Origin of the sequence: Roseospira navarrensis, from assembly GCF_009601025.1 — a bacterium.
GTDB lineage: Bacteria > Pseudomonadota > Alphaproteobacteria > Rhodospirillales > Rhodospirillaceae > Rhodospira > Rhodospira navarrensis.
Genome location: NZ_WIVE01000015.1, coordinates 43612 through 70215 on the forward strand (window position 1 = coordinate 43612; position 26604 = coordinate 70215).

The 26604-nt window shown below is 70.1% G+C and carries 26 protein-coding genes and 1 pseudogene; 17 read left to right on the plus strand and 10 right to left on the minus strand.

Annotated features, from left to right (window positions below):
• The first annotated feature begins 180 nt into the window (after window positions 1-180).
• Window positions 181-1497, plus strand: coding sequence for a multidrug effflux MFS transporter (locus GHC57_RS06910; protein WP_246152184.1), 1317 nt, complete (start codon window positions 181-183; stop codon window positions 1495-1497).
• On the opposite strand, the gene GHC57_RS06915 is transcribed toward GHC57_RS06910, so the two are convergent.
• Both GHC57_RS06915 and GHC57_RS06920 read right to left on the minus strand, forming a co-directional pair.
• Window positions 1395-2531, minus strand: a complete 1137-nt coding sequence (locus GHC57_RS06915; protein WP_153342551.1) for a patatin-like phospholipase family protein — start codon at window positions 2529-2531, stop codon at window positions 1395-1397. The genes GHC57_RS06910 and GHC57_RS06915 overlap by 103 nt on opposite strands.
• Before the next feature lie 75 nt (window positions 2532-2606).
• Window positions 2607-2915: a hypothetical protein gene (locus GHC57_RS06920; protein ID WP_153342553.1), complete on the minus strand. Its 309-nt coding sequence runs from the start codon at window positions 2913-2915 to the stop codon at window positions 2607-2609.
• A 164-nt stretch (window positions 2916-3079) separates the two neighbouring features.
• On the opposite strand from GHC57_RS06920, the gene GHC57_RS06925 reads away from it, so the two are divergent.
• Together GHC57_RS06925 and GHC57_RS06930 are read left to right on the plus strand one after the other, a co-directional pair.
• Window positions 3080-3604, plus strand: a complete 525-nt coding sequence (locus GHC57_RS06925) for an Lrp/AsnC family transcriptional regulator (RefSeq protein ID WP_153342555.1) — start codon at window positions 3080-3082, stop codon at window positions 3602-3604.
• A 223-nt stretch (window positions 3605-3827) separates the two neighbouring features.
• Window positions 3828-4208: a DUF2237 family protein gene (locus GHC57_RS06930; protein WP_153342557.1), complete on the plus strand. Its 381-nt coding sequence runs from the start codon at window positions 3828-3830 to the stop codon at window positions 4206-4208.
• 12 nt (window positions 4209-4220) lie between these two features.
• Here GHC57_RS06930 and GHC57_RS06935 read toward each other — a convergent pair whose 3' ends face one another.
• Window positions 4221-4955 carry an SAM hydrolase/SAM-dependent halogenase family protein gene (locus tag GHC57_RS06935; protein ID WP_343031132.1) on the minus strand — a complete coding sequence of 245 codons (735 nt, stop codon included), beginning with the start codon at window positions 4953-4955 and terminating at the stop codon, window positions 4221-4223.
• 293 nt (window positions 4956-5248) lie between these two features.
• Here GHC57_RS06935 and GHC57_RS06940 point away from each other — a divergent pair, with 293 nt between their 5' ends.
• The 6 genes from GHC57_RS06940 to GHC57_RS06965 all read left to right on the plus strand — a co-directional run bounded on the left by GHC57_RS06940 (window position 5249) and on the right by GHC57_RS06965 (window position 10006).
• Window positions 5249-6349: a TRAP transporter substrate-binding protein gene (locus GHC57_RS06940; RefSeq protein ID WP_153342559.1), complete on the plus strand. Its 1101-nt coding sequence runs from the start codon at window positions 5249-5251 to the stop codon at window positions 6347-6349.
• 159 nt (window positions 6350-6508) lie between these two features.
• The gene (locus GHC57_RS06945) at window positions 6509-7057 is read left to right on the plus strand and encodes a TRAP transporter small permease subunit (RefSeq protein ID WP_343031133.1); all 549 of its coding nucleotides are present in this window, start codon (window positions 6509-6511) and stop codon (window positions 7055-7057) included.
• Entirely contained in the window at window positions 7054-8637 is a 1584-nt protein-coding gene (locus GHC57_RS06950) for a TRAP transporter large permease (RefSeq protein ID WP_153342561.1), read from the plus strand. Before GHC57_RS06945 ends, GHC57_RS06950 begins: the two co-directional genes overlap by 4 nt.
• A gap of 9 nt (window positions 8638-8646) precedes the next feature.
• Window positions 8647-9066, plus strand: a complete 420-nt coding sequence (locus tag GHC57_RS06955; protein ID WP_153342564.1) for a HEPN domain-containing protein — start codon at window positions 8647-8649, stop codon at window positions 9064-9066.
• Window positions 9063-9407 (plus strand): nucleotidyltransferase domain-containing protein, encoded by a 345-nt coding sequence (locus tag GHC57_RS06960; RefSeq protein WP_153342566.1) that lies wholly within the window; start codon window positions 9063-9065, stop codon window positions 9405-9407. Before GHC57_RS06955 ends, GHC57_RS06960 begins: the two co-directional genes overlap by 4 nt.
• A gap of 122 nt (window positions 9408-9529) precedes the next feature.
• Window positions 9530-10006, plus strand: coding sequence for a HEPN domain-containing protein (locus tag GHC57_RS06965; RefSeq protein WP_153342568.1), 477 nt, complete (start codon window positions 9530-9532; stop codon window positions 10004-10006).
• Window positions 10007-10034: 28 nt separating this feature from the next.
• On the opposite strand, the gene gshB is transcribed toward GHC57_RS06965, so the two are convergent.
• The 4 genes from gshB to GHC57_RS06985 all read right to left on the minus strand — a co-directional run bounded on the left by gshB (window position 10035) and on the right by GHC57_RS06985 (window position 12873).
• Window positions 10035-10988 carry a glutathione synthase gene (gshB, locus tag GHC57_RS06970; RefSeq protein WP_153342570.1) on the minus strand — a complete coding sequence of 318 codons (954 nt, stop codon included), beginning with the start codon at window positions 10986-10988 and terminating at the stop codon, window positions 10035-10037.
• A gap of 128 nt (window positions 10989-11116) precedes the next feature.
• Complete coding sequence (locus GHC57_RS06975; RefSeq protein WP_153342572.1) at window positions 11117-11434, minus strand: P-II family nitrogen regulator; 318 nt, start codon at window positions 11432-11434, stop codon at window positions 11117-11119.
• A gap of 86 nt (window positions 11435-11520) precedes the next feature.
• Complete coding sequence (gene lhpI / locus GHC57_RS06980; protein WP_153342574.1) at window positions 11521-12480, minus strand: bifunctional Delta(1)-pyrroline-2-carboxylate/Delta(1)-piperideine-2-carboxylate reductase; 960 nt, start codon at window positions 12478-12480, stop codon at window positions 11521-11523.
• A 15-nt stretch (window positions 12481-12495) separates the two neighbouring features.
• A complete protein-coding gene (locus GHC57_RS06985) occupies window positions 12496-12873 on the minus strand; it encodes an accessory factor UbiK family protein (protein ID WP_153342576.1) in 378 nt (125 codons plus the stop codon).
• A gap of 141 nt (window positions 12874-13014) precedes the next feature.
• On the opposite strand from GHC57_RS06985, the gene rfaD reads away from it, so the two are divergent.
• Window positions 13015-14004 (plus strand): ADP-glyceromanno-heptose 6-epimerase, encoded by a 990-nt coding sequence (rfaD, locus tag GHC57_RS06990; protein ID WP_153342578.1) that lies wholly within the window; start codon window positions 13015-13017, stop codon window positions 14002-14004.
• Between the two features lie 33 nt (window positions 14005-14037).
• Here rfaD and fghA read toward each other — a convergent pair whose 3' ends face one another.
• Window positions 14038-14874 carry an S-formylglutathione hydrolase gene (gene fghA / locus GHC57_RS06995; protein ID WP_153342581.1) on the minus strand — a complete coding sequence of 279 codons (837 nt, stop codon included), beginning with the start codon at window positions 14872-14874 and terminating at the stop codon, window positions 14038-14040.
• A 336-nt stretch (window positions 14875-15210) separates the two neighbouring features.
• Between fghA and GHC57_RS07000 the strand changes: the two genes are divergently transcribed.
• Together GHC57_RS07000 and GHC57_RS07005 are read left to right on the plus strand one after the other, a co-directional pair.
• A complete protein-coding gene (locus GHC57_RS07000) occupies window positions 15211-16752 on the plus strand; it encodes a DegQ family serine endoprotease (RefSeq protein WP_425500655.1) in 1542 nt (513 codons plus the stop codon).
• A 52-nt stretch (window positions 16753-16804) separates the two neighbouring features.
• Window positions 16805-17281, plus strand: a complete 477-nt coding sequence (locus GHC57_RS07005; RefSeq protein ID WP_153342583.1) for a DNA polymerase III subunit chi — start codon at window positions 16805-16807, stop codon at window positions 17279-17281.
• Window positions 17282-17575: 294 nt separating this feature from the next.
• Here GHC57_RS07005 and GHC57_RS07010 read toward each other — a convergent pair whose 3' ends face one another.
• Window positions 17576-18121: a DUF192 domain-containing protein gene (locus GHC57_RS07010; RefSeq protein WP_153342585.1), complete on the minus strand. Its 546-nt coding sequence runs from the start codon at window positions 18119-18121 to the stop codon at window positions 17576-17578.
• Window positions 18122-18200: 79 nt separating this feature from the next.
• Here GHC57_RS07010 and GHC57_RS07015 point away from each other — a divergent pair, with 79 nt between their 5' ends.
• The 5 genes from GHC57_RS07015 (at window position 18201) to GHC57_RS07035 (ending at window position 26288) form a co-directional block, all read left to right on the plus strand.
• On the plus strand, window positions 18201-18683 hold the full coding sequence (locus tag GHC57_RS07015; protein ID WP_170294733.1) for a gamma-glutamylcyclotransferase: 483 nt from the start codon (window positions 18201-18203) through the stop codon (window positions 18681-18683).
• An 85-nt stretch (window positions 18684-18768) separates the two neighbouring features.
• Window positions 18769-20838: a CHASE domain-containing sensor histidine kinase gene (locus GHC57_RS07020; RefSeq protein ID WP_170294734.1), complete on the plus strand. Its 2070-nt coding sequence runs from the start codon at window positions 18769-18771 to the stop codon at window positions 20836-20838.
• Window positions 20839-21526: 688 nt separating this feature from the next.
• Window positions 21527-23119, plus strand: a complete 1593-nt coding sequence (locus GHC57_RS07025) for a leucyl aminopeptidase (RefSeq protein WP_153342591.1) — start codon at window positions 21527-21529, stop codon at window positions 23117-23119.
• Window positions 23120-23205: 86 nt separating this feature from the next.
• Window positions 23206-25656 (plus strand): PAS domain S-box protein, encoded by a 2451-nt coding sequence (locus GHC57_RS07030; protein ID WP_153342593.1) that lies wholly within the window; start codon window positions 23206-23208, stop codon window positions 25654-25656.
• Window positions 25653-26288, plus strand: a complete 636-nt coding sequence (locus tag GHC57_RS07035) for a tetratricopeptide repeat protein (protein WP_153342595.1) — start codon at window positions 25653-25655, stop codon at window positions 26286-26288. The genes GHC57_RS07030 and GHC57_RS07035 overlap by 4 nt, the downstream gene beginning before the upstream one ends.
• A gap of 125 nt (window positions 26289-26413) precedes the next feature.
• Here the strand turns inward: GHC57_RS07035 and GHC57_RS19505 are convergent.
• Window positions 26414-26604 (minus strand): annotated as a pseudogene (locus GHC57_RS19505) (IS110-like element ISEc32 family transposase); the annotation flags it as partial.

Here is a 26604-nt window from a genome sequence, read left to right on the forward strand (position 1 = left end):
GCCCTCTCCCCCACCCGGCCACCCAACGTGAGTATCCTGTGGGAGGCCGGGTGGGGGAGAGGGCCGGCAACGGACGTCAACGGTCATCGTCAGAGGCCGTTGGCACAACGGGTCTCGGCCCCGGTCCGCGCCAGCGGGCGCGGTGGCGCGGACCCGAGACCCCGAAAGACCGCCAGTCCCATGACCGATGACCTTCCGGCGGGCGCGGCCGACCCGGCGATGGCCGCCGCGCGCGGCCGCTTTCCGGATCCCCGCTCGCGCACCGTCGCCGTCCTGCTGACCGCCCTGGTGGCGTTCGGTCCCGTCTCCACGGACCTCTATCTGCCGTCGCTGCCGGCGATGGTGGATGCGTTCGGCACGTCCGTCAGCCGCGCCCAGCTCACCCTGTCCATGTTCATGGCCGGATTCGCCGTGGGCATGCTGATCTATGGACCGCTCGCGGACCGCTTCGGACGCCGGCCGGTGCTGCTCGGCGGCATCCTGGTCTACGTCGCCGCCTCGATCGCCTGTCTGGTGGCCGACGGAATCGACGCGCTTATTGCCGCGCGCTTCTTCCAGGCGGTGGGGGCCTGTTGCGGGCCGGTGATCGGCCGCGCCGTGGTGCGCGACGTGCATGACCGCGCCCAGGCCGCGCGCATGCTGTCCACCATGGCGTCGGCGATGGCCCTGGCGCCCGCGATCGCGCCCATCGTCGGCGGCTGGATGTTCACCCTGTTCGGCTGGCGGGCGAACTTCGTGCTGCTGACCCTGTTCGGCGTGGCGGTCCTGGTCGCCACCTGGCGTCTTCTGGGCGAGACCAACCGGCACAAGGACCCGGGCGCCCTCCGGCCGGCGCGGGTGATCGGCACTTTCGGGCTGCTGCTGCGCAACCGGACGTTCCTGGGCTACACCCTGGTGGTGAGCTTCGGGTTCGCCGGGCTGTTCTCGTTCATCAGCGGGTCGTCGTTCGTCATCATCGATGTGCTGGGTCTGCCGCCGCAGTATTTCGGGTTCGCGTTCATGGCGGTGGTTGTCGGCTACATCATCGGCGCCTTCAGCGGCGGTCGCCTGAGCGGGCGCGTCGGCATCGACCGGCTGCTGGCCCTGGGGACCGCGCTCGCCGTCGTGGCGGGCGGGGCGGCGGCGGTGCTGTCCTGGCTGGGGCTGCAGTCGCTGGCCACCTTGATCCCCTTCATCAGCGTGTATTTCTTCGCGACGGCCTGGATCATCCCGCTGGGCACCGCCGGGGCCATGGGACCGTTCCCGCGCATCGCGGGCGCGGTGAGTTCGCTGCTCGGCTTCATCCAGATGACCATCGGGGCCACGGCGGGCTATCTGGTGGGCGCGCTGCACGACGGCACCACCCATTCCCTGACCACCATCATGGCGGTGATGGGGGTGGCGTCCGCGCTGGCCTATTGGGGACTGGTGCGCCCGGCGGCGGCCGCATCCGCCGACGGATCTGCCGACGCCTCCGCGACCGGATCCGGACCGACCGAGCCGTCCGGCCCCAGGTAGTCGTGGTGCAGGTCCACGGTGGAGCGCGCGCCCACATCGTCGAAATGGGCCTGCATCCAGGAGTCCGCCGCGGCCCGGCCGCGGTCGCGCAGGTCGCACAGGAAATCCCAGCCGGTGTTGAACTTGCTCGCCACCGACAGGTCGCACATGACCTGATCGGCCCGGATGGCGTGGAACCGCACGCGGCGCAGCTTGCCCTTGTGGGCGTCGTTGAGCCAGTCCTCGTCGATCAGCTTCTGCACGAAGGCGATGGCCCGCATCTCGCCCAGCAGCGGGCTGTTGAAGCTGATCTCGTTGACCCGGTTCATGATGTCCGGGGCGGTGCGGGGGACCTCCTGGCGCTCGATCGGGTTGATGTTGATGATGAGCACGTCGTCGGTGCCGGTGTGATAGTAGAACGGGAACAGCGACGGATTGCCCATGTACCCGCCGTCCCAATACGCCTCGCCGTCGATCTCCACGGCCCGGAACAGGAACGGCAGGCAGGCCGAGGCCATGACCACGTCGGCCGTCATCTCCGGCGCGGTGAATACCCGCACCCGGCCGGTGCGCAAGTTGGTGGCGCTGATGAACAGGCGGGCGCAGTCGCAGTGCACCAGCCGCTCGAAGTCCACGGCGCGGGTCAGCACGTCGCGCAACGGGTTGAAGTCGAACGGGTTCAGGACATAGGGCGAGACCGCCCGCGTCAGGGCGTCGAACGCCAGGTACAGCGGCGAGGCGTCCATGTTCCACGACCCGGTCCAGCGCTCCCAGGGCAGCATGCGCACGGGGGAGAAGCGGTCGCCGGCGCGGCTGATGTCCGCCCAGAAGTCGTGCAGCGCGGCGCGGGCGCCGTCCCGCCCGCCCGTCATCCGCCCGTAGGCGTAGACGACGGCGTTCATCGACCCGGCGCTGGTGCCGGACAGGCCGTCGATGTCGATCCGGTCGTCCTCGATCAGGCGGTCGATCACGCCCCAGGTGAACGCCCCGTGCGCGCCGCCGCCCTGCAGGGCCACGTTGATCGATTTGGTCGTGCCGGTCCGTGATCCCGCCATGGCGCGGCCCCCTTCAGCCCTGGTGATCGGTTCAGGGACACATGTGGGGGTGCCCGGGCAGGAGGACCAGCGGGTCTACCCCTCCAGTCGTTGCACCGTGCGCACCACGGGCCAGGAGGCGAACCGGGCCGCCAGATGCGCGGCCTCCTGCGCGCCGGACAGCGTGACCGAGAGGGTCACCCACTGCGCCTCGGGATCGCCCGGCACCGGGGCCGACTCCAGGTGCTCGGGCACGCAGGACCGGCGGCAAAGCTCCCCGACGATGCGGGACAGGAGGTTGGGATCGCGCGCCCCCTCGATCCGGCAGCGCAGCCGGCCGGGGTGGGACGGGGTGTCGAAGGTCGGGGCCGGGTCGCGATCCAGCACGGCGGCGGTGTCGAACATGGGGAGTGGTCCTGTGCGGGGGTGTGATCCTGTCCCCACTCTATTCCGGATGGCGGGAAAGCGGGTGCTGAAGTTTTCCCCGATGTCACGCGCTCTGGAAATCCTTTGGCGGACGGCGCATATTCCGGGAGCACATTCTTTCCCGCCGGCTCGGGAGGCCGCTCATGTCACCTCCGGACGAGTCCTCCGACGCCGGCCCGTCGTCGGTTCGACTGGACGCCATCGACCGCCGCATCCTGCGGACCCTGTCCACCGAGGGTCGCATCAGCAACGCCGATCTGGCGGCGCGCGTCGGCCTGTCGCCCAGCCCGTGCTGGAAGCGGGTCAAGGCGCTGGAGGCGCGCGGGTTCATCATCGGCTACGGCGCCCGCCTCAGCCGCGAGGCCCTGGGGTTCCCGGAGACCGTCATCATCAACGTCACGCTGGAAAGCCACAACGAGGACACGCTCGCGCGCTTCGGGCAGGTGCTGGCGGACATCCCGGAGGTGATGGAGGCCTATCTGGTGACGGGCGACTATGACTACCTGATCCGCGTGGCGGTGGCGGGGACGCGGCATTACGAGAGCTTCCTGCGCGAGACCCTGTACAAGATCCCCGGTATCCGGCACTCGCGCTCCAGCTTCGTGCTGCGGGAGTTGAAGACCGAAACGTCGCTGCTCGATGCACGGGCCGGCGGCGTTGCGCGATAAGGGCCGGGACACCGATGGTCCGCACGCGGCGGTGCTCCGTACCACCACCGGCATCTGATGATGACCCTTGAAGTCCGTGGCCCGCCTTCTCCTCCACCCGACCCCCCACGAGAGTATCCGATGGGGGGTCGGGTGGGGGAGAGGGCCGGTGCCGTTCGGTGGGTGAGTCACACTCACCCGCCGCTGGTATTAAGTCCGGCACAGGACGGGAGACCTTGACGCAATGCCCAACCAGATCGCCGACCCTCGCAATGTGCTTGGCGGACGCCTGGAACCCTGTTCCATGCGCCCCCTGACCGGCTTTTTTCGCGACGGCTGCTGCAACACCGGCGCGGCGGACATGGGCGCGCACACCGTGTGCGCGGTCATGACCCTGGAGTTCCTGGAGTTCAGCCGACGGGCGGGCAACGACCTGCTCACCCCCCGGCCGGAGTTCGGCTTCCCCGGCCTGAAGCAGGGCGACCGCTGGTGCCTGTGCGCGACCCGCTGGCTTGAGGCGTTCGAGGCCGGGCTGGCCCCGCCGGTGGTGCTGGAGGCAACCCACGAGCGCGCCCTTGAGGTCCTGGAACTGCCGGAACTGAAGGCCTACCGCGCACGGGTGTGATCGCCCGGCGGATCATCGCACCGTGATCGGGTCGCCCACCTTGAGCCCCAGGCCGGTGTCGGCGCGGCACTGGTTGACGGCCAGTTCGGCGAGGCCGTTGGCGTTTTCGTACCAGAACACCTGTCCCACGGGGACGTCGGAGAACGTGCGCGCCCGTCGTGCCGGGCGACCGTGGGCGATCAGGTCGGTCGCGCCCTTCAGGGTCCAGGCCCGGCGGCCCGTCATCACGTTGCCGTAGCGGTCCACGTACACGACGCGGTCCAGGTCGTCCGGCCAGTCGGGGCGATCGACCGTGCCCGGGGGCAGCGCGGTCGCCGCGTCCGGACGCTCCCCCCGTGCCAGCCGGGCGGCGGCGGGGGCGAAGATGTCGCGGCCGTGGAAGCTGGCGCTGACCGCGCCTTCGGCCGCAAAGGCGGGGAAGGCCCGCACCGTCTCGGCCCGTCTGGCGATCAGCGCGAACAGGCCGTTGTCCGGTCCCACGAACCAGCGGCCGTCGGCCTCCAGCATGATCGTGCCCCGGTCCGAACCCACGCCGGGGTCCACCACGCCCACGACGATCGCCTCTCTCGGCAGGATCGGCGCCAGCGCCGCCAGCAGGTAGGCCGCGCCCATGGGGTCGAACAGGGGCGCGTCCGCGCACAGGTCCACCACGGGCACATCGGGCGCGGCCGCGTGCAGGACGGCCTTCATCTGGCCGGTGTATGGGCCGTCCAGCCCGAAATCCGTGAACAGGGCGATCAGGGTCATGGACGAGAGCGGTCCTTTGCTTGAGTCCGGGGTGAGGGCGGGGCCGGGCGCGTTCGGACGGGCCGCGCAACGACCGGGCGGTGCGCGAGACGTCGTGCGATCGATTGTTTTACTCTGATCGTCCGATCCTGGCCATTGTTCCCCGTTCCCGTCCATGTGTATGCTGCGGACGAACCACTTCGGGGACGGCACGGGGGACCACCCACCGGCGCCCCGGGCCCGTTTCAGCCGGGGGGCGGACGGGCAATCGGACGGTGCGGCCGTCCGCAACAGATCGAGGGAGAACACTGTCCATGAAACGTCGTGAGTTCCTCTCCGGCGCCGCCGTCGCCGGTGCCGGCGCCGCAGCGTCCACGCTGGCCACGCCCGCGATCGCGCAGGACATGCGCGAACTGAAGATGGTGACCACCTGGCCGAAGAACTTCCCCGGCCTGGGCACCAGCGCCGAGCGTCTGGCCCAGCGCATCACCGCCATGTCCGGCGGCCGCCTGACCGTGAAGGTGTTCGCGGCCGGTGAACTGGTGCCGCCGTTCGAGGCGTTCGACGCGGTGTCGTCCGGCACGGCCGACATGTACCACGGGGCCGAGTACTACTGGCAGGGCAAGTCCAAGGCGTTCAACTTTTTCGCCGCGGTGCCGTTCGGCCTGACCGCGACCGAAATGAGTTCCTGGATCCACCACGCCGGCGGCCAGGCCCTGTGGGACGAGCTGTCCTCCGGCTTCAACATCAAGCCGATGATGGTGGCCAACACCGGCGTGCAGATGGGCGGCTGGTTCAACAAGGAAATCAACAGCCTGGAGGACTACAAGGGCCTCAAGATCCGCATGCCCGGCCTGGGCGGCGAGGTGCTGCGCCGCATCGGCGCCGCCGCCGTGTCGCTGCCCGGCGGCGAGATCTTCCCGGCGCTGCAGTCCGGCGCCATCGACGCCACCGAGTGGGTCGGCCCCTGGAACGACCTGGCGTTCGGCTTCTACAAGGTCGCCAAGTTCTACTACTACCCGGGCTTCCACGAGCCGGGCACCACGCTGTCGGGCGGCGTCAACCTGGATGTCTGGAACGGCCTGAGCAGCGAGGACAAGGCCATCATCGAGGCCGCCGCCACCGCCGAGAACGACTATTCCCTGGCCGAGTTCAACGCCCGCAACGGCGACGCGCTGGACACGCTGGTGAACGAGCACGGCGTCGAACTGCGGAAGTTCTCCGACGAGGTGATGACCGCCATCGGCGGGGCCGCCGGCGAGGTGGTGGCCGAGGTCGCCGCCGAGGATCCGATGACGCAGAAGGTCTACGACTCGTTCCTGGACTTCCGGACCAAGGCCATGGGCTGGGCCCGCATCGCGGACCAGGCGTACTGGAACGCCCGCGAGCTGCCCTACGAGTACACCAAGGGCTGATCGGCGGCGGGGGGCTCCCCGCGTGCCCTCTTCCTGGGCGGCGCGCCCTGCCTTCCCTCGGGACAGGCGGGGGGCGCCGTTCCCCGTATCGGCGGGACGCCAGTCAAGGGCGTCCGCCCCCCGGACCACCCCCTTTCATCGCAGCTATAGGAGTTGGCGGTGTCCTCGCTCTCCGCGTTGGCTCGTGCCATAGACCGCTTCAGCCGGGGCGTCGGACAGACGGTCGCCTGGCTGGCGCTCATCATGGTGCTGGTGCAGTTCCTGGTCGTCGTTCTGCGCTACGTCTTCGGGCTTGGCTTCATCTGGATGCAGGAAAGCATCACATACATGCACGGCCTGCTGTTCATGGTGGGGGCCGGGTATACGCTGCTGATGGACGGGCACGTGCGCGTGGACGTGTTCTACCGAGAGGCCTCGCCGCGCCGGAAGGCGCTGGTCAACCTGCTGGGCAGCCTGCTGTTCCTGATTCCGTTCTGTGTGCTGATCCTGTGGGTCTCGTTCGGCTATGTGGCGAACTCCTGGCGGGTCCTGGAGGGATCGAAGGAGACCAGCGGCATTCAGGGCATCTACCTGTTGAAATCGGTGATCCTGGTGTTCGGCGGCCTGGTGATCCTGCAGGGCCTTTCCATGATCGCCCGTTCGGTCCTGACCCTTGCGGGGGTCGATGACGAGGACACGTCGGCCCGAAGCGGGGAGGCCGCGCGATGAGCCTCCTCGAACGCGAGATTTTCGCGCTCATCATGTTCGCCGGGACCTGCCTGTTTCTGATCTGCGGGTTTCCGGTGGCCTTCACGCTGGGTGGCTCGGCCCTGCTGTTCGGCATCATCGGCTGGGTCATCGGCGCTTTCGACATGAGCTTCGTGGCGGCGATGCCCCAGCGCATCTTCGGCACCATGACCAACGAAGTGCTGATCGCGGTGCCCCTGTTCGTGTTCATGGGGGTGATGCTGGAGCGCTCGCGGGTCGCCGAAGACCTGCTGGACAGCATGGGCAAGCTGTTCGGCACGCTGCGGGGCGGCCTGGGCATTTCGGTGTGCATTGTCGGCGCGCTGCTGGCGGCCTCCACCGGCATCGTCGGCGCCACCGTGGTGACCATGGGCCTGCTGTCCCTGCCCACCATGCTGCGCCGGGGCTACGATCCCGCCCTGTCGTGCGGCACCATCTGCGCCGCCGGCACGCTGGGCCAGATCATCCCGCCGTCCATCGTGCTGGTGCTGCTGGGCGACCAGATCTCCAACGCCTACACCGACGCCCAGCGGGCGATCGGCAACTGGTCACCCGAGCCCGTCTCGGTCGGCGACCTGTTCGCCGGCGCCCTGCTGCCGGGCCTGGGGCTGGTCGTGCTGTACATCACCTATGTGGCGCTGACCGCATGGCTGCGCCCGAAGGCCGCGCCCTCGATCCGGGACGAGGCCGATGCCGACATGAGCGCCTGGGAGACCATCCAGACCCTGGCCAACGCGCTTCTGCCGCCCGTCATCCTGATCGTGGCGGTGCTGGGCTCGATTCTGACGGGCGTGGCCACCCCCACGGAGGCCGCCGCCGTGGGCGCGGTGGGCGCCCTGCTGCTGGGCGGGATGAAACTGGAGCATAGCCGCCGGTGGCCGATCATGCTGACCTTCGCCGCGCTGGTGGTCATGCTGATGCTGGCCCGCTGGGTGGACCTCCGCGTCGCCCGCGACACCATCGGGCAGGGCGACATGATCGGCATCTGGGTCGCGGTGGTCTGCACCGGGATCGTCTTCCTGGGCATCGGCGAAAGCCTGCGCCGGGTGTGGTCCATGGGCATCCTGCAGGAGGTCATGCGCCAGACCCTGATGATCTCCTCGATGGTGTTCGTCATCATCGTGGGCGCCGGCCTGTTCTCGCTGGTGTTCCGGGGCCTGGGCGGCGAGGAGATGGTGCACGAGTTCCTGACCAACCTGCCCGGCGGCGTGTTCGGGGCCATGCTGGTGGTCATGCTGGTGATGTTCGTGCTGGGCTTCTTCCTGGACTTCATCGAGATCATCTATGTGGTGGTGCCCATCGTCGGGCCGGTGCTGCTGCGCATGGACATCGACCCGGTGTGGCTGGGGGTGATGATCGCCATGAACCTGCAGACCTCGTTCCTGACGCCGCCGTTCGGCTTCGCGCTGTTCTACCTGCGCGGGGTCGCACCGCCGGAGATCCGGACCATGTCCATCTACAAGGGCGTGGCGCCGTTCATCCTGATCCAGATTATCGGGCTGGGTGTGCTCGCGGCCTGGCCGGAACTGGCCACCTGGCTGCCGGATGTGATCTTCGGGTAGGGCAGGAGCATGATCGCGGATCGCAGGGCAACGGCATGGCTGAGGCAGGCGGAGCGGGATCTGGCGCACGCTCGTCGTTCCGCCGAGCTTGGGGACCCCGAATGGGCCTGCAATGCCGCCCAGCAGTGCGCCGAGAAAGCCCTCAAGGCCGCGCTGATCGACCAGGGAACCCGACCGCCGTCGGTCCATGACCTGATGGCGCTGGCGCGTCGTCTGGTGCAGTCGGGAGTGATGGAGGCGGGCACCCTGGCCAGCTTGGGCGACCTCTCCGCCCTCACCGAGTACAGCATTACCGCGCGGTATCCGCTGGGCGACGGCCTCACGGCGCCCGGGGATGCCATCAGCCCCCGTCGCGTGGACGAGGCCGTGGAGACCGCCGGTCGCGTCCTCGACTGGGCGCGCGCGGTTCTGGGCGAGACCGGCGCATGACCCGCGCGCCCGCCCTGCAACACGCCCGAGAGAGGGTTCGCGACGGTCTGATCGCGGCGCTGCGGGCGGCCTGCGCCGCCGCCGTCCGTGATCCGGCGCGGATCGAGGCCGTGATGCTGGTGGGATCGGTGGCGCGGGGGGATTTCGACGGTCTGTCGGACGCCGACATCGTGGTCATCGGCGCGCGCGAGGCGTTCGAGTCCGGTGTGTTCGCCGACATCGACCGGCCCGTGGATGTGCTGGTCGTTCCGCCCGCCCAATGGCACGGGGCAGGAGAGGCCGACGCCGACGCCGGCATGGTGGCGGATCTCCGCGCCGACGCGGTGCCGCTCTGGCCCTGACCCACCGACAGGCCCGATCCTTTTGATTCGCGCCGTCTCCTTCCAATGCGCCGATTGACCGCGCCGCCGGACTGTTGCGATCCTTGACCGATGGGGGGGATTCATCGTCGGAGGGCATTGGGATGTCACCGCGAGACGCTGCGACCAGTTGGCTGCGACAGGCCCGGAACGATCTTGTTCATGCGCACTGGTCCCTGCAGGCCGGCCATGCGGACTGGGCGTGCCTCGCGGCGCACCATGCCACAGCGATGGCGCTGAAGGGTCTGATCGTGGATGCGGGGCATCGGCCTTTGGCGACCGACAATCCGGCGCTGCTGGCGATGGACCTGATGGAACTGGGGGTCCTGGACGAAGACGATGTGGCCGGTCTGGGCGATTTGGACACCCTGCCGGCCACGGCCCTCCGCGTGCGCAACCCGGAACGGGCCGCAGGGGGCGGGTCTCGCGACGAAACGGCCTCGCTGGCCGCGACGGCCGTGGCCCTCAGCCAGCGGGTGCTGGCGCTGGTGACGACCGTCACCCGCAGTCGGGGCCTGCCGCTGGGGCCGGAACTGGCGGGGCCCGGCTTCGTTGCGGGGCCCCGGCAGATGACGGGGTGACCCGGGTTCCCGCCGAGACCGGGGGCGGTCACCCCCCGGTCGGCATCACCCGCCGCTCGATGGCGTCCCACAGGGCCACTTCCAGACGCGGCCCGCCCAGGCGCGCCACCTCCTGCAGCCCGGTGGGCGAGGTGACGTTGATCTCGGTCAGGTGGTCGCCGATCACGTCGATGCCGACGAAGATCAGCCCGCGGTCGCGCAGGTCCGGGCCGATGGCGGCGCAGATCTCGCGGTCGCGGGCGGTCAGGTCGGTGGCCACGGGCCGCCCGCCCACGTGCATGTTGGAGCGCGCCTCGCCGTCCGCCGGGATGCGGTTGATGGCCCCCATGGGCTCGCCGTCCACCAGGATGATGCGCTTGTCGCCCTGACGGATCTCCGGCAGATAGCGCTGCACCATCAGCGGCTCGCGAGAGATCGAGCCGAACATTTCGACCAGCGCGCCCAGGTTCTCGTCGCCGGGCTTGAGGTGGAACACGCCGGCGCCGCCGTTGCCGAACAGCGGCTTGACGATGATGTCCTTGTGGACCTCGCGGAAGGCCTTGATCTCGGCCAGGCCGCCGCTGACCAGCGTGGGCGGCATCAGGTCCGGCCAGCGGCACACGAACAGCTTTTCCGGCGCGTTGCGGACCTCGGTCGGGTTGTTGACCACCAGCGTCCGCGGGTGGATGTGATCCAGGATGTGGGTGGCCGTGATGTAGGCCATGTCGAAGGGCGGGTCCTGGCGCATCAGCACCACATCCACCGTGGCCAGATCCAGCACCGCGGAGTCGCCCAGCGTGAAGTGATCGCCAGCCAGACGTCGCACCTCCATGGGGCGAGCGCGGGCCAGCACCTTGCCGTCCCGGAAGCTGAGGTCGCGTGGGCCATAATGCCACAGGGTATGGCCGCGCGCCTGGGCCTCCAGCGCCAGCACGAAGGTGCTGTCGGCGGTGATGTCGATATGGGTGATGGGGTCCATCTGGATGGCGACGGACAGGGACATGGACGGGGTTCCTCGCGCAGCGGGTCTCATATGAACAGGGTCCGACGATGACCGTTCGGCCCCGTCCGAGCAACCGGGAAACTGCGTGATGGTTCGGGCCGGACCTTGAAGATGCCCGCGCCGAGACGCTAGGTGAATCGCTCCGGCCGCAGCACCTGGATGTCCGAGGCGCACACCACGCCGGGCCAGGTTTCCAGCAGGGCGCCCATGCCCTCCAGGATGGCGTCGGCCTTGGCCTCGTTGGTCAAAACGACCACCTGCACCATGTGCTGGGCGTCCACCGGCTGTCCGTCCTGCCAGGCCCCGTCGAGTCCGCGCCCCTCCAGCGCCGGCAGAACGGTGTAGCGCCGCGCGCCGCTGGTCTTGACCACCTCCAGCACCCGCTTCAGCAGCGGCCGCTCGACCAGCATTTCCACTTTCTTCCGGGTATGCGTGCGCACCGCCATGGCTCGGCCCCTCTTCTGCGCTCCAGTATGCCCCTATCAGGTGTGTGGCTATACTGGAGCGCGGGGCGCGGCTTGGCCAGCCCGATTCAGGCGGAGACGGTTTCGTAGGCCAGGGCGGCCCCCGCCAGATCCTCCAGGGCGGTGCCCACGGACTTGAAGATGGTGATCTCGTCGGCGCGGCCGCGCCCGGGCCGTTCGCCGCGCGTCAACTGGAACAGATCGCCCTGGATGTCGTCGCGGGTGATGACCCCGGCCTTCAGCGGATCGACCAGATCGCCGCACTCGACCAGAGCGCCTTCGGTGTCGATGAACACCCGGGACCGGCGCATGGCCTCGTCGTCGGTCTCGCGCATCAGGGGCGTGAAGCCGCCGGCCATGTCCAGGTGCTGGCCGGGCCGCAGGTCTGCGCCCGGCACCACCGCCGTGCTGGCGGAGGTCACGCAGGAGATCACGTCGGCGGCCGCCATGCCCTCCCGCAGGTCCGGGACGGCCGAAACGGTCGTGCCGGCCGGCAGGTCCGGCGTCACGCCCTCGGCCACGGCGGCGGCCTTGGCCGGGTCGCGCCCCCACACCAGGACGGTGCGGTAGTCCCGCACGGCGGCGTGATGGCGGATGAAGTGGGGGGCGAGCGCGCCGGTGCCTACGACCAGCAGGGTTTCGGCATCGGGCCGGGCCAGATAATCCGCGCCCAGCGCGGACGCCGCGGCCGTCCGCAGGCGGGTGAGCAATGTGCCGTCGATCAGGGCCAGGGGCCGGCCGCTGCCGCCCTCGGCCAGATAATAGAGCGCGGTGACGGCGGACAGGTCGCGACGGCCCGGATTGTCGGGGAACACCGTGGCCACCTTGACCCCGATGTAGCCCTGGCCGGCGGCCTGCCACGCGGGCATGAGCAGCAGGGTGCCCGGGCGCTCGTCATCGCGCGACGGCAGGGTGTGGTGATGGCGCAGCGGCGCGTCCGCCCCGGCCTTGAACATGCCCCGCAGGGCCTCGACAAGCGCGCGCGGCGGCAGCGCGCGCCCGAGCGCGTCGGCATCCAGATGCAGCATGGGTCCGGCCGCGCCCTACTCGGATCCGCTGTCGGACCCGGCATCGCCCCCGGAGGCGGCCTTGCCGCCGCTCCCGGTCTTGCGGCGGGCGGTCTTGGCTCCGGTGCTCGCCTTGGTTCCGCCGCCGGCGGCGGCCTTGGTCAGGTCGGCCACCTGTTCCTCCAGCACCGCGAGACGGGCCGTCAGGACCTCGTTCTCGGCGCGGGCCTCGGCCGCCATCTCGCGGGCGATCTCGAAATCCTCCCGCGTGACCAGGTCCAGTTCGTTCGCCACGCGCTCCACGCGCTGGCGCACCAGCTCTTCGATCTCGCTGCGCAGCCCCCCGACGGCGCCCAGCGCCCCTCCGGCAAGCCGGCTCAGATCGTCGAGAACTTTGGGACCCCCGCTGGACATTGTGACACTCCCATCCCTGGCACCGCTGAAACACACCTTGCCCCGGGCCGGTTTCGCGCTCCGGGGGTCAAGGACCGACCCAGACTATGGGGATCGAACCGTCTCTTGACAACAGCCGGAGCGAGGGGGCCTTCTGCCGCCATGTATATCGTCACCGGCGGCGCCGGCTTCATCGGATCGAACATCGTCGCGGGCCTGGAGGCGCGGGGCCTGGGGCCGGTCGTGATCTCCGACCGTTTGCGGGATGGCGCCAAGTGGCGCAACATCGCCGGGCGGGCGCTGCACGACATCATCCGCCCCGAAGACCTGATGGACTACCTGGAGCACCACCGGGGCGCGGTGAAGGCCATCGTCCACATGGGCGCGATCTCGGCCACCACCGAGACGGACGTGGACCGCATCCTGGTCAACAACTTCCGCCTGTCATTGGACCTGTGGACCTGGTGCACGCGCAACCAGACCCGGTTCCTGTACGCCAGTTCGGCGGCCACCTACGGCGACGGCGCGACCGGGTTTGACGATGATTTCTCGCCCGAGGCGCTGGCCCGCCTGCGTCCCTTGAACCCGTACGGCTGGTCCAAACATCTGTTCGACCGCCGGGTGCGGGCCGACATCGACGCCGGCCGGGTGACCCCGCCGCAGTGGGCCGGCCTGAAGTTCTTCAACGTCTACGGCCCCAACGAGTACCACAAGACCGGGCAGATGAGCGTGGTCGCCCAGGTTCACCCGGTGGCCCGCCGGGGCGAGCCGTTTCCGCTGTTCCGGTCGCACCGCCCGGACGTGCCCGACGGCGGCCAGTCCCGCGATTTCGTCTGGATCGAGGACGTGGTGGACGTGGTGCTGTGGCTGCTGTCGTCGCCCAAGGTCAGCGGGCTGTTCAATCTGGGCACCGGGCAGGCGCGGAGTTTTCTGGATCTGGCCTCGGCCGTCTATCGCGCGCTCGGGCGCGAGCCCGCCATCGCGTGGCGGGACACGCCCGAGGCGATCCGCGACAAGTACCAGTATTTCACCCAGGCCAACATGGACCGGCTGCGCGCCGCCGGCTACAACCAGCCGTTCACGTCCCTGGAAGAGGGCGTCGGCCGCTACGTCCGCGACTTCCTGGAGCATACGGACAATCCGTACCGCTAGCGGCCGGGGCAGGGCGGTTCGAGCCGCGCTCCCTCAGCGCGCCAGCAGGCGGGCATGGTGCGCCATGTGATCGGCCATGAACGACGCGATGAAATAATAGCTGTGGTCATACCCCGGCTGCATGCGCAGCGTCACCGGGATGCCGCCGGCCTGCGCGGCGCTCACGAACGCCTCGGGGGTCAACTGGGTCCCCAGGAAGGGGTCGGCGTCGCCCTGGTCGATGAGGATCGGCGCCCGCCACGCCGAGTCCGCCGCCAGCTCGGCCGCGTCATACGCGGTCCAGGCCGCCCGATCGTCGCCCAGATACCCGGCAAAGGCCTTTTCGCCCCATGGCACCCGGGTGGGCGAAACGATGGGCGCGAACGCCGAGACGGAGCGGAATCGATCCGGATCGCGCAGCGCCATGACCAGGGCGCCATGCCCGCCCATGGAATGACCGAAGATGCCCTGTCGGGCCGGGTCCACGGGAAAGCGGGCGGCGACCAGCGCCGGCAGCTCTTCGGTCACGTAGCTGTCCATGCGGTAGTGCGAGGCCCAGGGCGCCTGGGTGGCGTCCACGTAGAACCCCGCGCCGCTGCCGAAGTCATAGGCGTCGTGTTCCCCGGGCAGGTCCAGCCCGCGCGGGCTGGTGTCCGGGGCCACCAGGGCGAGCCCGTGCTCGGCGGCGTATCGCTGCGCCCCGGCCTTGGTGATGAAGTTTTCTTCGGTGCAGGTCAGGCCCGACAGCCACCACAGCACCGGCACCGGCCCCCGGCGGGCCTGGGGTGGCAGATAGACGGCGAAGCGCATGGGCGTGCCCGTCGCCGTGGACTCGTGGCGATAGACGCCCTGCACGCCGTCGAAGCATCTGGTTTCGGACACGGTTTCCATGAAGACCAACTCCTGATCTGACCGACACGGTCTTGAACCTGGGTCCCGGTGTCTCCGGAGATTGCCGGAGTCTGACGGAGAATTCATCCAAACTCCCTGAATTCGCCGTATTTCAATCCTGTATTGGGATCCGGGTCCCAGGGCGGTCCCAGGCCGTCGGTCCGACCGACGGTCCGGGCAGTCGCGCGGCACGGGGTCGGTTGATTGGCCCCGCCCCGCAGCCTACATCACCCGGGTGCGCTGCCGCCGCGCCAGGGCCGACCCCATGACCCGATCATGGAAGACGGGGCGGAGCAACAGGTCTGATCCGCCCCACCATTTCCGGGAGGTATTCTCGTGTCACGCCATTCTCGTTCCCCAGTCGTCGCGCGGTCCCTGGCCGCTGACCGCCAGCATCGCGCCGTGGCCGTCTGGATCGTCAGCGCTGTCGTGGCGCTGGCGGTTGTTCTGACCACCATCGCCGCGCCGGTGCAGGCGCAGGCGCGCCCGGCGCCGGAGAGCTTCGCCGACATGGCGGAGCAGCTTCTGCCGTCGGTGGTCAACATTTCGACCACCCAGTCCATCGACCCCGAGCGGGGACCCTCCATCCCGAACTTCCCCGAGGGCTCCCCGTTCCGCGATTTCTTCGACGAGTTCTTTGACCGGCACGGCCAGCGCCCGATGCCCGGGCCGCGGCAGGCCACGTCGCTGGGCTCCGGCTTCATCATCGACGCCAGCGGCTACATCGTGACCAACAATCACGTGATCGCCGACGCGGACGAGGTGACCGTGACCCTGAGCGACGACACCGCCCTGAAGGCGGAGATCGTCGGGCGCGACACCAAGACGGATGTGGCGCTGCTGAAGGTGGAGGCCGACAAGCCTCTCCCGGCGCTGGGGTGGGGCGACTCCGAGGTGGCTCGCGTGGGCGACTGGGTGATGGCCATCGGCAACCCGTTCGGCCTGGGCGGCTCGGTGACCGTGGGCATCATCTCCGCCCGCGCCCGCGATATCAACGCCGGGCCCTATGACAACTTCATCCAGACCGATGCCAGCATCAACCGGGGCAACTCGGGCGGTCCGCTGTTCGACATGGACGGCAACGTGATCGGCATCAACACGGCCATCTTCAGCCCCTCCGGCGGCAGTGTCGGCATCGGCTTCGCCGTGCCGGCCAATCTGGCCAAGCAGGTCATCAACGACCTGAAGGAATACGGCCGCACCCGGCGCGGGTGGCTGGGTGTCCGCATCCAGACCGTGACGCCGGAGATCGCCGACAGCCTGGGCCTGGACGCCGCCGCGGGCGCCCTGGTCGCTTCCGTCACCGAGGGCGGCCCCGCCAAGGAGTCCGGCATCCAGGCCGGCGATGTGATCCTGACCTTCAATGGCCGGGACATCGAGGAAATGCGCCGGCTGCCGCGCATCGTCGCGGAGACCGAGGTGGGCGCGTCCGTGCCGGTCGAGGTCTGGCGCAACGGCGAGCGGGAGACCGTCGAGGTGGAACTGGGCGAACTGGAAGCCGCCGAGGAGTCCGGTCTGTTGGCCTCGGACGAGTCCGGTCCGGGCGGTCCCGGCAGCGCCACGCCGGACACCACCGGATCGACGGTGCTGGGCATGACCCTGCGCCCGCTCACGGGCGACCTGGCCCAGGAGTTCGACCTGCCCGAGGGCGCGTCCGGCGTCGTCATCACCGACGTGAACGCGGACAGCGACGCCGCGACCAAGGGTCTGCGTCCCGGCAACGTCATCGTCGAGGTGCACCAGCGCCCCGTCGAGACCCCGGACGACGTGCGCGCGGCCGTCGATGAGGCCCGCGGCAGCGGCCGCAGTTCGGTGCTCATGCTGGTCCAGCGCGAGGGATCCACGTCCTCGTTCCTGGCCCTGAAGCTTGAGGACTGATTCGGGAGCGGCCGCGCCGGGTCCCCTGGGATCCGGCGCGGCCGGCGCACGCATGGCCCGCCTCGACTTCTATCACCTGTATCAATGGCCCCTTGAACGGGCGTTGCCGCTGTTGCTGACCCGCGCCTACCGGACGGAGGCGCGGGTTCTTGTGCTGGCGGCCTCCATGGATCGGGTGCGGGCGCTGAATGCCCTGCTGTGGACGTTCGACCCCAAAAGCTGGCTGCCTCACGGATGCCGCGACGACGGCTATCCCGAACACCAGCCGATCTGGCTGAGCGACCGCGAGGAGCGCCCCAACGGCGCCACGCTCGCCGTGCTCACCGAGGGCATGACGGTGGCCGACGCGGGCGGCTGGGACCGTGTGCTGGACCTGTTCGACGGCCGCGACGAGGCCGCCGTGGCCGCCGCCCGCGACCGCTGGCGCACCGGCCGGGACGCCGGCCACGAACTGCACTACTGGCAGCAGACCGAGCAGGGCGGCTGGACGGAAAAGGCCAGCGCGAACGTCACCCGCGACGATGCGTGATACTGATCGACGATGAACCGGACTCGTCCGGTTCATCGCCTCCGCCGCTTCGCGGCGCCGGCGCAGTCGCGCCGGCCTGTCGCTTTCCTGCTGCAAGAAGGAATGACCGTCAGGACGGGCGCTCCGAAAAAAATCAAGGTGTCGTCCTGAGGGAGCGGAGCGACCGAAGGATCTCGGGCCGGGGTGTGCGTCTGCCGGCCTGGAGTCACCCTTTCTTCCGAGATCCTTCGCCGCTGTCAGCGACTCAGGTTGACGCCAAAGAGCCAGCGAGAGCCGGACCCTCACCAGTTGGCCTCACTCCTGCGGCGGGTCGCCGAACATGGGGTGGCGCACATCGTCGCCCGGTTCGATGCCGAGCAGGCGGCAGGTGCCGGCCTTCAGTTCCAGGGCCGCGCGGATCGGACCGTCCGCGACGATGTTGTCCTCGGACAGTGGTGTGGTGTCGCTGGCGATGGACCAGATGCGGCCGTCCGCCTCCAGGAACAGGATGTCCAGCGGAATGTAGGTGTTCTTCATCCAGAACGCGCGCGGCCGCACGCCGTCGAAATCGAACAGCATGCCATGATCGGCCGCCATTTCGCGGCGGTACATCAGGCCTCGCGCGCGCTGGGCGCGGGTGCGGGCGATCTCCACCGTGAACGGATAGCGCCGGCCGTCGTGGGTCACGATGCTGACCCGGCCCCGCTCGAACACGATGTCGGACTGGGCCCACGCGGCGCCGCGTCCGGCAAGAGGACCGCCCGCCACGGCCAGACCGGCCCCGGCGGCCAGACCGGCCAGGACGCGCCGCCGCGTCGGATGAAGGGGGACGGCCGGATGCGGACGATCAAGTGCGGGCATGGGCGGACCTTCCGGGTGGTGCGACGAGGGACTGAGTCCCTTATACTGCCCGGATCGCGTGACGGAACAAGGGCAAGCCGTGCCTCTGCGAGATCAGGCGCAGCCGGGTGTGCTGTACTTCGCCTATGGCTCCAACCTCAGCCGGACGCGCATGGCCGGGCGGTGTCCCGCGTCCCGGCCCTTGTGGCGGGCCTGGGCGCCCGGCTGGGCGCTCCGGTTCGAGCGGGTTGCGACCATCGTGCCGGCGCCCTCGGCGTGCGTGCCGGGCGCGGTGTACCGCCTGACCGAGGCCTGCGAGGCGGCGCTGGACCGGATCGAGGGTATCCACGAGGGGCGCTACCGGCGGCACAGTCTGACGGCGGTGGATGCCCACGGTCGGCCCATGCCCGCGCTGACCTATGTGAAAATCGACGCACGGCGCGGGCCGCCGGTGCCCGCGTACCTGGGCCATATCGAGGCCGGATATCGGGACTGGACCCTGGAGGTGTGGGCCTTGTCGCAGGCCGTGTCGGCCGCGGATGCCGCCGAACCGTCCTCAACCGACGGGGGCGGAACGCTGTAGCCCCACCGGGCTGAAGCGTGTAGCGTCAAGGGGTCATGGGGGATGTGGGCGTGCCGCCGCGGCGGTACCGCGAAGACGGTGTGTTATGGGCGTAGGGCGGGCGTTGAAGCAATGGGCTCCGGGACTGGCGCTCATCCTGGCCGGACTCGGCGGGGCGGCGGTCGTCGGGCTGGGCGTGGAGGAGGCGGAGCAGGCGCGGGCCTCGGCCGACTTCCGCTCGGCCGTGGCCCTGGGCGCCGAAGCGGTTCGGGACGACGCCACCGCCGCGCTGGATCGGCTGGTTGCCGCGCAGGCGTTCTGGACCGCCCGCCCTGACTCCACGGCGTCGGATTTTCACCAGTTCGTCCGGGGCTTCCCGGGGATCGACCCGGGCGGCCCGCTGCGCGCCGTTGCTCTGGCGCCCCGGGTGGATCGGCGGGACGCGACCGGGTTCCTGGCGCACATGGCCCATGAAACCCAGACCCTGAGGGCGATCGGATACCCGCCGTTCCGCATCTGGCCGGACTCGGATACGGCCCTGGGATTTCCGGCGATCTATGTGGAGCCCCCCGAGGCCCGACAGGGCGTGCTCGGCTACGACATGTTCACCAACCCGGCCCGCCGGGCGGCCATGCGGCGGGCCGCCGGCGAAGGCCGCGTGATCGCGTCCGCGCCGGTGCTGCTGACACAGGATCGGCCCGAGCCCCGGTCCAGCGTGCTGCTCGTCGCCCCTCTGTACGCGCAGGCAATGCCGGGTGCGGGGGCGCCGCGGCCTTGGTGGTATGCCGCGTCATGGGGGGAGCCGGGCGGCGACTCCGGGGGCATGGCGGCTGGCAGGTCCGGGCGCGGTCGTCATGTCGGTTTCGTGGCCATGGGCTACAGTCCGTCCATCGGGCTGGCGGAGAAGGTCCAGGACCGGATCGCCAACGCGGATCTGTCGGTGGCGATCTGGGACGGGGGCAGTGTCACGAACGTGCTGCGCGGGACCATGCCCCGGCGCCCGCCGCCGCTGGGGGATCCGGCCCTGTTCCATGTCTCGGGTCCCGTGTTCCGGGACGGCGTCGCGCAGGCGCCGCTGGAAGCGGTCGAGCGGTTCGACTTCGCCGGGCGGGTCTGGTGGGTCGGGTTCCACGGTCAGGCGGCCTTCCGCCCGCTGCTGTCGCGGCTGGTGCCCTGGGGCATGGCGGCCGCGATCCTGTTCGGCGCGGTGGCGCTGGCCGTGCTCAGTCAGCGTCTGGTGGCGCAGCGCGTGCTGCTGGAGCAGGGCGTGGCGGAGCGCACCCGCGAGCTGGTGCGGGCCAACACCGCCCTGCGCGACAGCCAGGCCCGGGCCGAGGCCGCCAACGCCGCCAAGACCCAGTTCCTCTCGTCCATGAGCCATGAACTGCGCACGCCGCTCAACGCCATCATCGGGTTCGCCCAGATGCTGAGCGGCGGCATCGGCATGGGGCCGGATCCGGACAGTCGCAACGCCAAGGTGCGGCAATACGCGGACTACATTCTCAGCGCGGGGCAGAGCCTGCTCGCCCAGGTGGGCCGGGTGCTCGACCTGTCGCGGATCGAGGCCGGGCGGCTGTCCCTGAAGCCCGAGCGCATCGACATCGCGCCCGTCGTCAAGGACAGCGTGGCCATCATGCGTCCGGTGGCGGCGGCCCAGTCGATTCGGCTGGCGGTTGACGTCGCCCCCGGTGTGTCGCCCTGCTTCGCCGACCCGCAGGCGGTGCGCCAGATTCTCGACAACCTGCTGTCCAACGCGATCAAGTTCAGCGGCGCCGACAGCGTCGTGACCGCCCGCCTGCGGACCTCTCACGACGGGCCGCAGGGCATGGTCTGCCTGGAGGTCCAGGACCATGGCGCGGGCATTCCCCCCGACCAGATCGAAAAGGTGCTGGAGCCCTTTCACCAGGTGGCCGACCAGTTGACGCGCGGGCATCCGGGTCTGGGGCTGGGGTTGGCGATCGTCAAGGAACTGGTGGACGGACACGGCGGCCGTCTGACCCTGGACAGCACGGTGGGCCGGGGGACGACGGTGCGCGTGTTCCTGCCGCAGGCCGTTCCGGTCCCCGGCCCCCTGTCGGTCGAGGATGACGGCGGGCCCGAGGCGGGCCGACGGGGCGAGACCGATCCGTTGCGGCGGTTGATCGACGGCCATGCGGATTTCGCAGCCCACGACTGACGAGGCACCATTGGTCCCGGCGCCGGGATCGCGATACCCTCTCCCGGTCATTGAACCGCCTGTGATGTCGTGGTTCGTCTCCTGAGGTGAAGGGCGTGATTGCACGCATGGTGTCCTTCACATGTGGATGTCTCCTTCTTGTGAAACCTCTCCGACTCTCTCGCCCCGGCCCTCGCGGCCGGGGTTTTCTTATGGCCTGATCGGCGATGAACCGGGCTCGTCCGGGTCGGAGACGTGCATTGGGGACGCCGCGCCGCGCCTCTCCGCTCACTGTCATCCCGAGCCACAGGAAGCGGCGCGGACTGTCGGGAGGCAGAGTGAAGCGGCACCCGAACCCGGTGCGTCTTCGAGCCCTGGCCCCTCCCCTCTGGCGTTGCGCTTCACACCTGAACCCCCTCCCGACCTCCCCCATGAATGGGGGAGGCGTTCCGGTCCACGAGGCGCCACCGGACTCCCTCCCCATGGAATGGGGAGGGGTTGTCTCGTTTGACAGCCACGGTCCGGAAACGACCCGACCCCGATGTCCCGAGATGACCCTTTCATTTTGCGCGCCCAGGGCCGGGCATCGCCGGCCTCATCCGACCGACGGACTCGGTTCCCCTTTTCCGCGCGCGCGGGATTTGCAAAGCTGCGGGACGAGGTGCGGCGCAGGCGCCGCCATCCGTCCGCATGACCGAAGGAACACCCGATGAAGATTTCGTTCGCCAAGCCTGACATTCCCGCCAAGGGCGCCCTGGTCGTGGGGGTGCTGGACGGCAAGACGCTGGGCGCCACCGCCTCCACCCTCGACGAACTGACGGGCGGCCAGCTCAGCCGGGCGCTGGCCGCCGCCCGGTTCAAGGGCGAGACCGGAAAGACCCTGGTGGTCACGGCGCCGCACGGGATCACCCTGGACCGGATCGTGCTGGTCGGGCTGGGCAAGCCGGAGGCCATCACGGCGACCACCATGGAGGCCCTGGGTGGAACGGCGGTCGCTACTCTGGGCGGCTTGGGCGATGAAACCGCCGCGCTGGCCGTGGACCTTCCCAAGGAGGCCGCGATTTCGGCGGCCGATGCGGCCTGTCATGCCGCCCTGGGCGCCACGCTGGGCGGCTTCCGGTTCGACAAGTACCGCACCACCGAACCGCCGGAGGACCGCCCGGCCCTCAAGACCCTGACCATCCTGTGCGATGACGCCGCCGGCGCGCGGGCGGCCTTCGGGCCGGCCAACGCGGTCGCCGAGGGCGTGGTCCTGACCCGCCGTCTGGTCAGCGAGCCGGCGAACGTGATCTACCCCGAGACCTTTTGCGAGGCCGTGGCGGATCTGGACGATCTGGGTGTGTCGATCACGGTGCTCGACGAGGCGAAGATGCGCAAGCTGGGCATGGGCGCGCTGCTGGGCGTCGCCCAGGGCTCGGCCCGGCCGCCCCGCCTGCTGGTCATGGAGTACCGGGGCGCGAAGGACAAGAAGGCCCCGCCGATCGCCTTCGTCGGCAAGGGGGTGACCTTCGATTCCGGCGGCATCAGCATCAAGCCGGCCGCCAGCATGGAAGACATGAAGTGGGACATGGGCGGCGCCGGTGTGGTCGCCGGCCTGATGAAGGCGCTCGCCGGGCGCAAGGCCAAGGCCAACGTTGTGGGCATCTGCGGGCTGGTGGAGAACATGCCGTCGGGCACCGCCCAGCGTCCGGGCGATGTGGTCACCACCATGTCCGGCCAGACCGTCGAGGTCATCAACACCGACGCCGAGGGGCGGCTGGTGCTGGCCGATGCGCTCTGGTACTGCCAGCAGGAGTTCAAGCCGAGCCATGTCATCGATCTGGCCACGCTGACCGGCGCGATCGTCATCAGCCTGGGCAGCGAGCACGCCGGTCTGTTCTCCAACAACGACGACCTGGCCTCCGCCATCGCCTCGGCCGGGACGGCGGTGGGCGAGAAGTGCTGGCGCCTGCCGCTGGGCGATGCCTATGACAAGATGATCAAGTCCGATATCGCCGACATGAAGAACGTCGGCAACCGCGAGGCGGGCTCGATCACGGCGGCTCAGTTCCTGCAGCGCTACATCAAGGAAACCCCCTGGGCGCACATCGACATCGCGGGCGTCACCTGGTCCAAGAGGGACACGCCGACGGTGCCCAAGGGCGGCACCGCTTTCGGTGTGCGTCTGCTGGACCGGCTGGTGCGGGAGATGATCGAGGGCGAGGCGCCCGCCGCCGATCCCGGAGAGGACGAGGCCGCGGCGAAACCCGCCAAGGCGGGCAAGGGCAAGAGCGCCAAGGCGAAGGGCGGCAAGAAGAAATAACCCGCCCGTCGGCCGGGGACCGGGGGGCTGCGCCTCCCGGTCCGGCCATATTGGACCATGCAGACGAGAGGGGAGACACGCGGCGCATGGGTGAAACAAGGCTCGACCCGCTGTTGAACCTGTCGCCGCAGGCGGTGGTCCTGCTCGACCACGCCGGCCGCATCGTGCAGGCCAACCAGGCGGCCGCCGACCAACTGGGCGACGGCCGACCGGCCGCGCTGGCGGGCGTGGACTACTTCACCCTGCTGCCCGACCGGCTGGCGCAGGCGCGGCGTGACCGCATGGTGGCGCTGCTCGACCCGGCCACCCGCGAGACCACGGCCCGCACCGTGACCGAAACCGCGCCGCCGGACGCCGAGGGCGTTCACGAACTGGTCCGGTGCACCATGGAACCGATGGCGGGCAGCGGCCCCGGGGTGGGCGGCGGCGTTCCAGTGCTGGCGGTGTACGAGGACCGGGGCGTGGCCCCCGGCGGCCGGGGCCGTGACCGCCGCAGCGACCGCCGGTTCCGCAACGCCTTCGAACAGGCGCCCTACGGCATGGCGCTGCTCGACACCGACGGGCGGTGGCGCCGCGTGAACCGGGCCCTGACCCGCATGCTGGGATGCACGGCCGAAGACCTGATGGGGCATTCCACCATGTCGGTGACCCATCCGGAGGACTGGCCGGGCGAGATGGCGTGGCTGGACGAGGCGCTGGCCGGCAGCCTGCAGCCCTATGACGCCGAGAAGCGGTTCATCTGCTCCGACGGCTCCATTCTGTGGGTGCGGATGACGGCCGCCCTGGCGCGCGGCCCGGATGGCACCCCCATGGAGATCGTCGCCCAGATCGCCGACACCACCCGGCGCCACGCCGCCGAGGACGCGCTGCGGGCCAGCGAGAGCCGGTTCCGGGAAACCTTCGTGGCCGCGCCGCACGGGATCGCCATGGTCTCGTTGAACGGGGGCTTCATGGAGGTCAACGAGTCCCTGTGCCGCATCCTGGGCCGGACCGAGGCGGCCATGCTGGAATTGGACCTTGCGGCCGTCTCCCATCCCGAGGACCACAACGTCGAGTTGGAAGCGGCCCGCCGTCTGCTGTCGGGGGACGTGCGGGTGTTCACCGCCGAGAAGCGGTACCTGCGGCCCGAGGGGCAGGTGGTGCGCGGCCGCGTCAGTCTGGCCCTGGCCCGCGATGGCGACGGCCAACCGCACCATTTCATCCTGCACGTGCAGGACATCACCCGGCAGGTTGAAGCCGAAGCGCGGCTGCACGAGGCCGTGGCCGCCGCCGAACAGGCGCTGCTGGCCAAGACGCGGTTCCTGGCGGCGGCCAGTCACGACCTGCGCCAGCCCCTGCAGGCGTTGAACCTGTTCGTCTCGGTGCTGTCGGGGCGCGAGGACGATGCGTTCAAGCAAGGGGTGCTCGGCAAGATGGAAAGCGCGCTCGGCGCGCTGTCGGAGCTGATGAACACTCTGCTGGACATTTCCCGTCTGGAGGGCGGGGCCGTGCTGCCCGACCAGCGGGCGTTCCAGATCGGGCGGCTGCTGCGGCGGCTGGGTGACGAGTTCGGGCCGGTGGCCGAGATGTCGGGCCTGCGCCTGCGGCTCGTGCCGCCGTCGCTGACCCTGTTCACGGACCCCTCGTTGCTGGAGGTCATCCTCCGCAACCTGATCGGCAATGCCTTGAAGTATACGCCCGAGGGTGGGCGGGTGCTGGTCGGCGGCAGGCGCGTGGATCACGGGCGCATGCTGCGCCTGGATGTGATCGACACCGGCCCCGGCATCCCCGACGACCAGTGCCAGTTGATCTTCGAGGACTTTCATCAGGTGGTGGACAGCGGCGGCCGGCCCGGGGGTGGCTCCGGTCGCGGCGGCGGGCTGGGTCTGGGGCTCGGCATCGTCTCGCGGGTTTCGCGGTTGCTGGGGGTGACGGTGACGGTCGACTCGGAGCCCGGCCGTGGGTCGCGCTTCTCGGTGCTGGTGCCGTGCCATACGCCGGGTGCCGAGGACGCGGGCGCGGCTGCGGCTGCGGGCGGCGCGGTCGAGGCGGCGGCCGAGGACGAGGAGGCCGGACGGTCGGCGGAGTCCGGACAGACCGCCCCGGGGGAGTCGATGCGGCGGCCCACCCATCTGGTGGTGCTGGATGACGACCGGGCCATTCGCGAGAGCCTGACCCTGCTTCTGGAGGGCTGGGGGCACCGGGTCTCGGCGTTCGCGGGCCTTTCGGATTTGACGGAAGCGCTGCTGACCGAGACTCTGCCCGCGCCCGATGTCATGCTGGTGGACCTGCGTCTGCCCAGCGGCCGCACGGGGGTGGAGGCCGTGGCTCTGACCCGCAGCCATTTCCGCCACCATATCCCGGCGATCCTGCTGACCGGCGACCTGGACAGCGAGCAACTGCGCGAGGCCGCGCGGGGTGGCCTGCCGGTCCTGCGCAAGCCGGTGCGGCCGGATCAGTTGCGGCTCAAGCTGGTGGACATGATCGGGGCCCGACGTCTGGCCCGCAGCGGGTCCCGTCCGGCGTCGGCGCCGCCCGTGGGGGGACCCGCATCATGACCGATCCTGATCCCGATCCCACGCCGTTCGGGGCTGCGTCCGCGGGCTCGGGGCTCGCGCCGGCGATCCTGGCCTGGCGATCCGGAGACCTGGAGAGCGCCGCCGCCCTCTGCCGGGCGCGGACCCGCGAGAACCCGTGCGATGCCGACGCCTGGACCCTGCTTGCCCGGCTCGCGCTGCGCTGGCGGCGTCCGCGTCAGGCGCTGGAGCTGTGCGGGCGCGCCCTGGTCGCGGACCCGGCCCATCCCGAGGCGCTGGTGGCGCTCGGTGCCGTGCTGGGGGCGCTGGCCGCCTTCGCCGAGGCGGAGACCGCCTGCCGCCGGGCGGCGCAGGTGCGCCCGGTCTCGCCCGAAGCCTGGTACCAGTGGGCCGAGGTGGCGCGTCTCGCCGGGCGCCACGGCATGGCGCTGCGCGCGGCCCGGCAGGTGGTGGCCCTGCGGCCGGACGCGCCGGTGGCCTGGCAGGGGCTCGCCACGGTGCATGCCTCGGCCGGGCGGCTGCTGGACGCGGGGCACGCGCTGTCGCGAGCCTGTCGCCTGGATCCTTCGGATGCGAACGTCAAGGCCCGGCTGCGCCGGGTGGTGGCGGAGCATCGGGCGCGGGCGGACGGCGAGGGGAAAGGGCGGGGGTGACTCCTCAGGGCTCTGAACCCGGATTGCCGTTCTGTGACACGGATGGGGGGAAACCCGCCCCACGAGGTCCTGCGGTCGCGACTCTCCCGCAGGATGGCGCACTATTAATAGAGCATGTCATCAACTCAGTTTGTGGCGGGTTCGGGCTGAGGCCGGAGGACCGCGTTTGCGATGGTGACGAGCTTTCTGGCAACGGCGAGGAGTGCGCCTTTTGGTGTCTTTTTGTTTCCGATAAGCCGTTCGTAGAAGGCCTTGAGGTCGGGGTTGTATCGCACGGCGGAGAGCGCGGCCATGAAGAGCTTGGATCGCAAGGCGC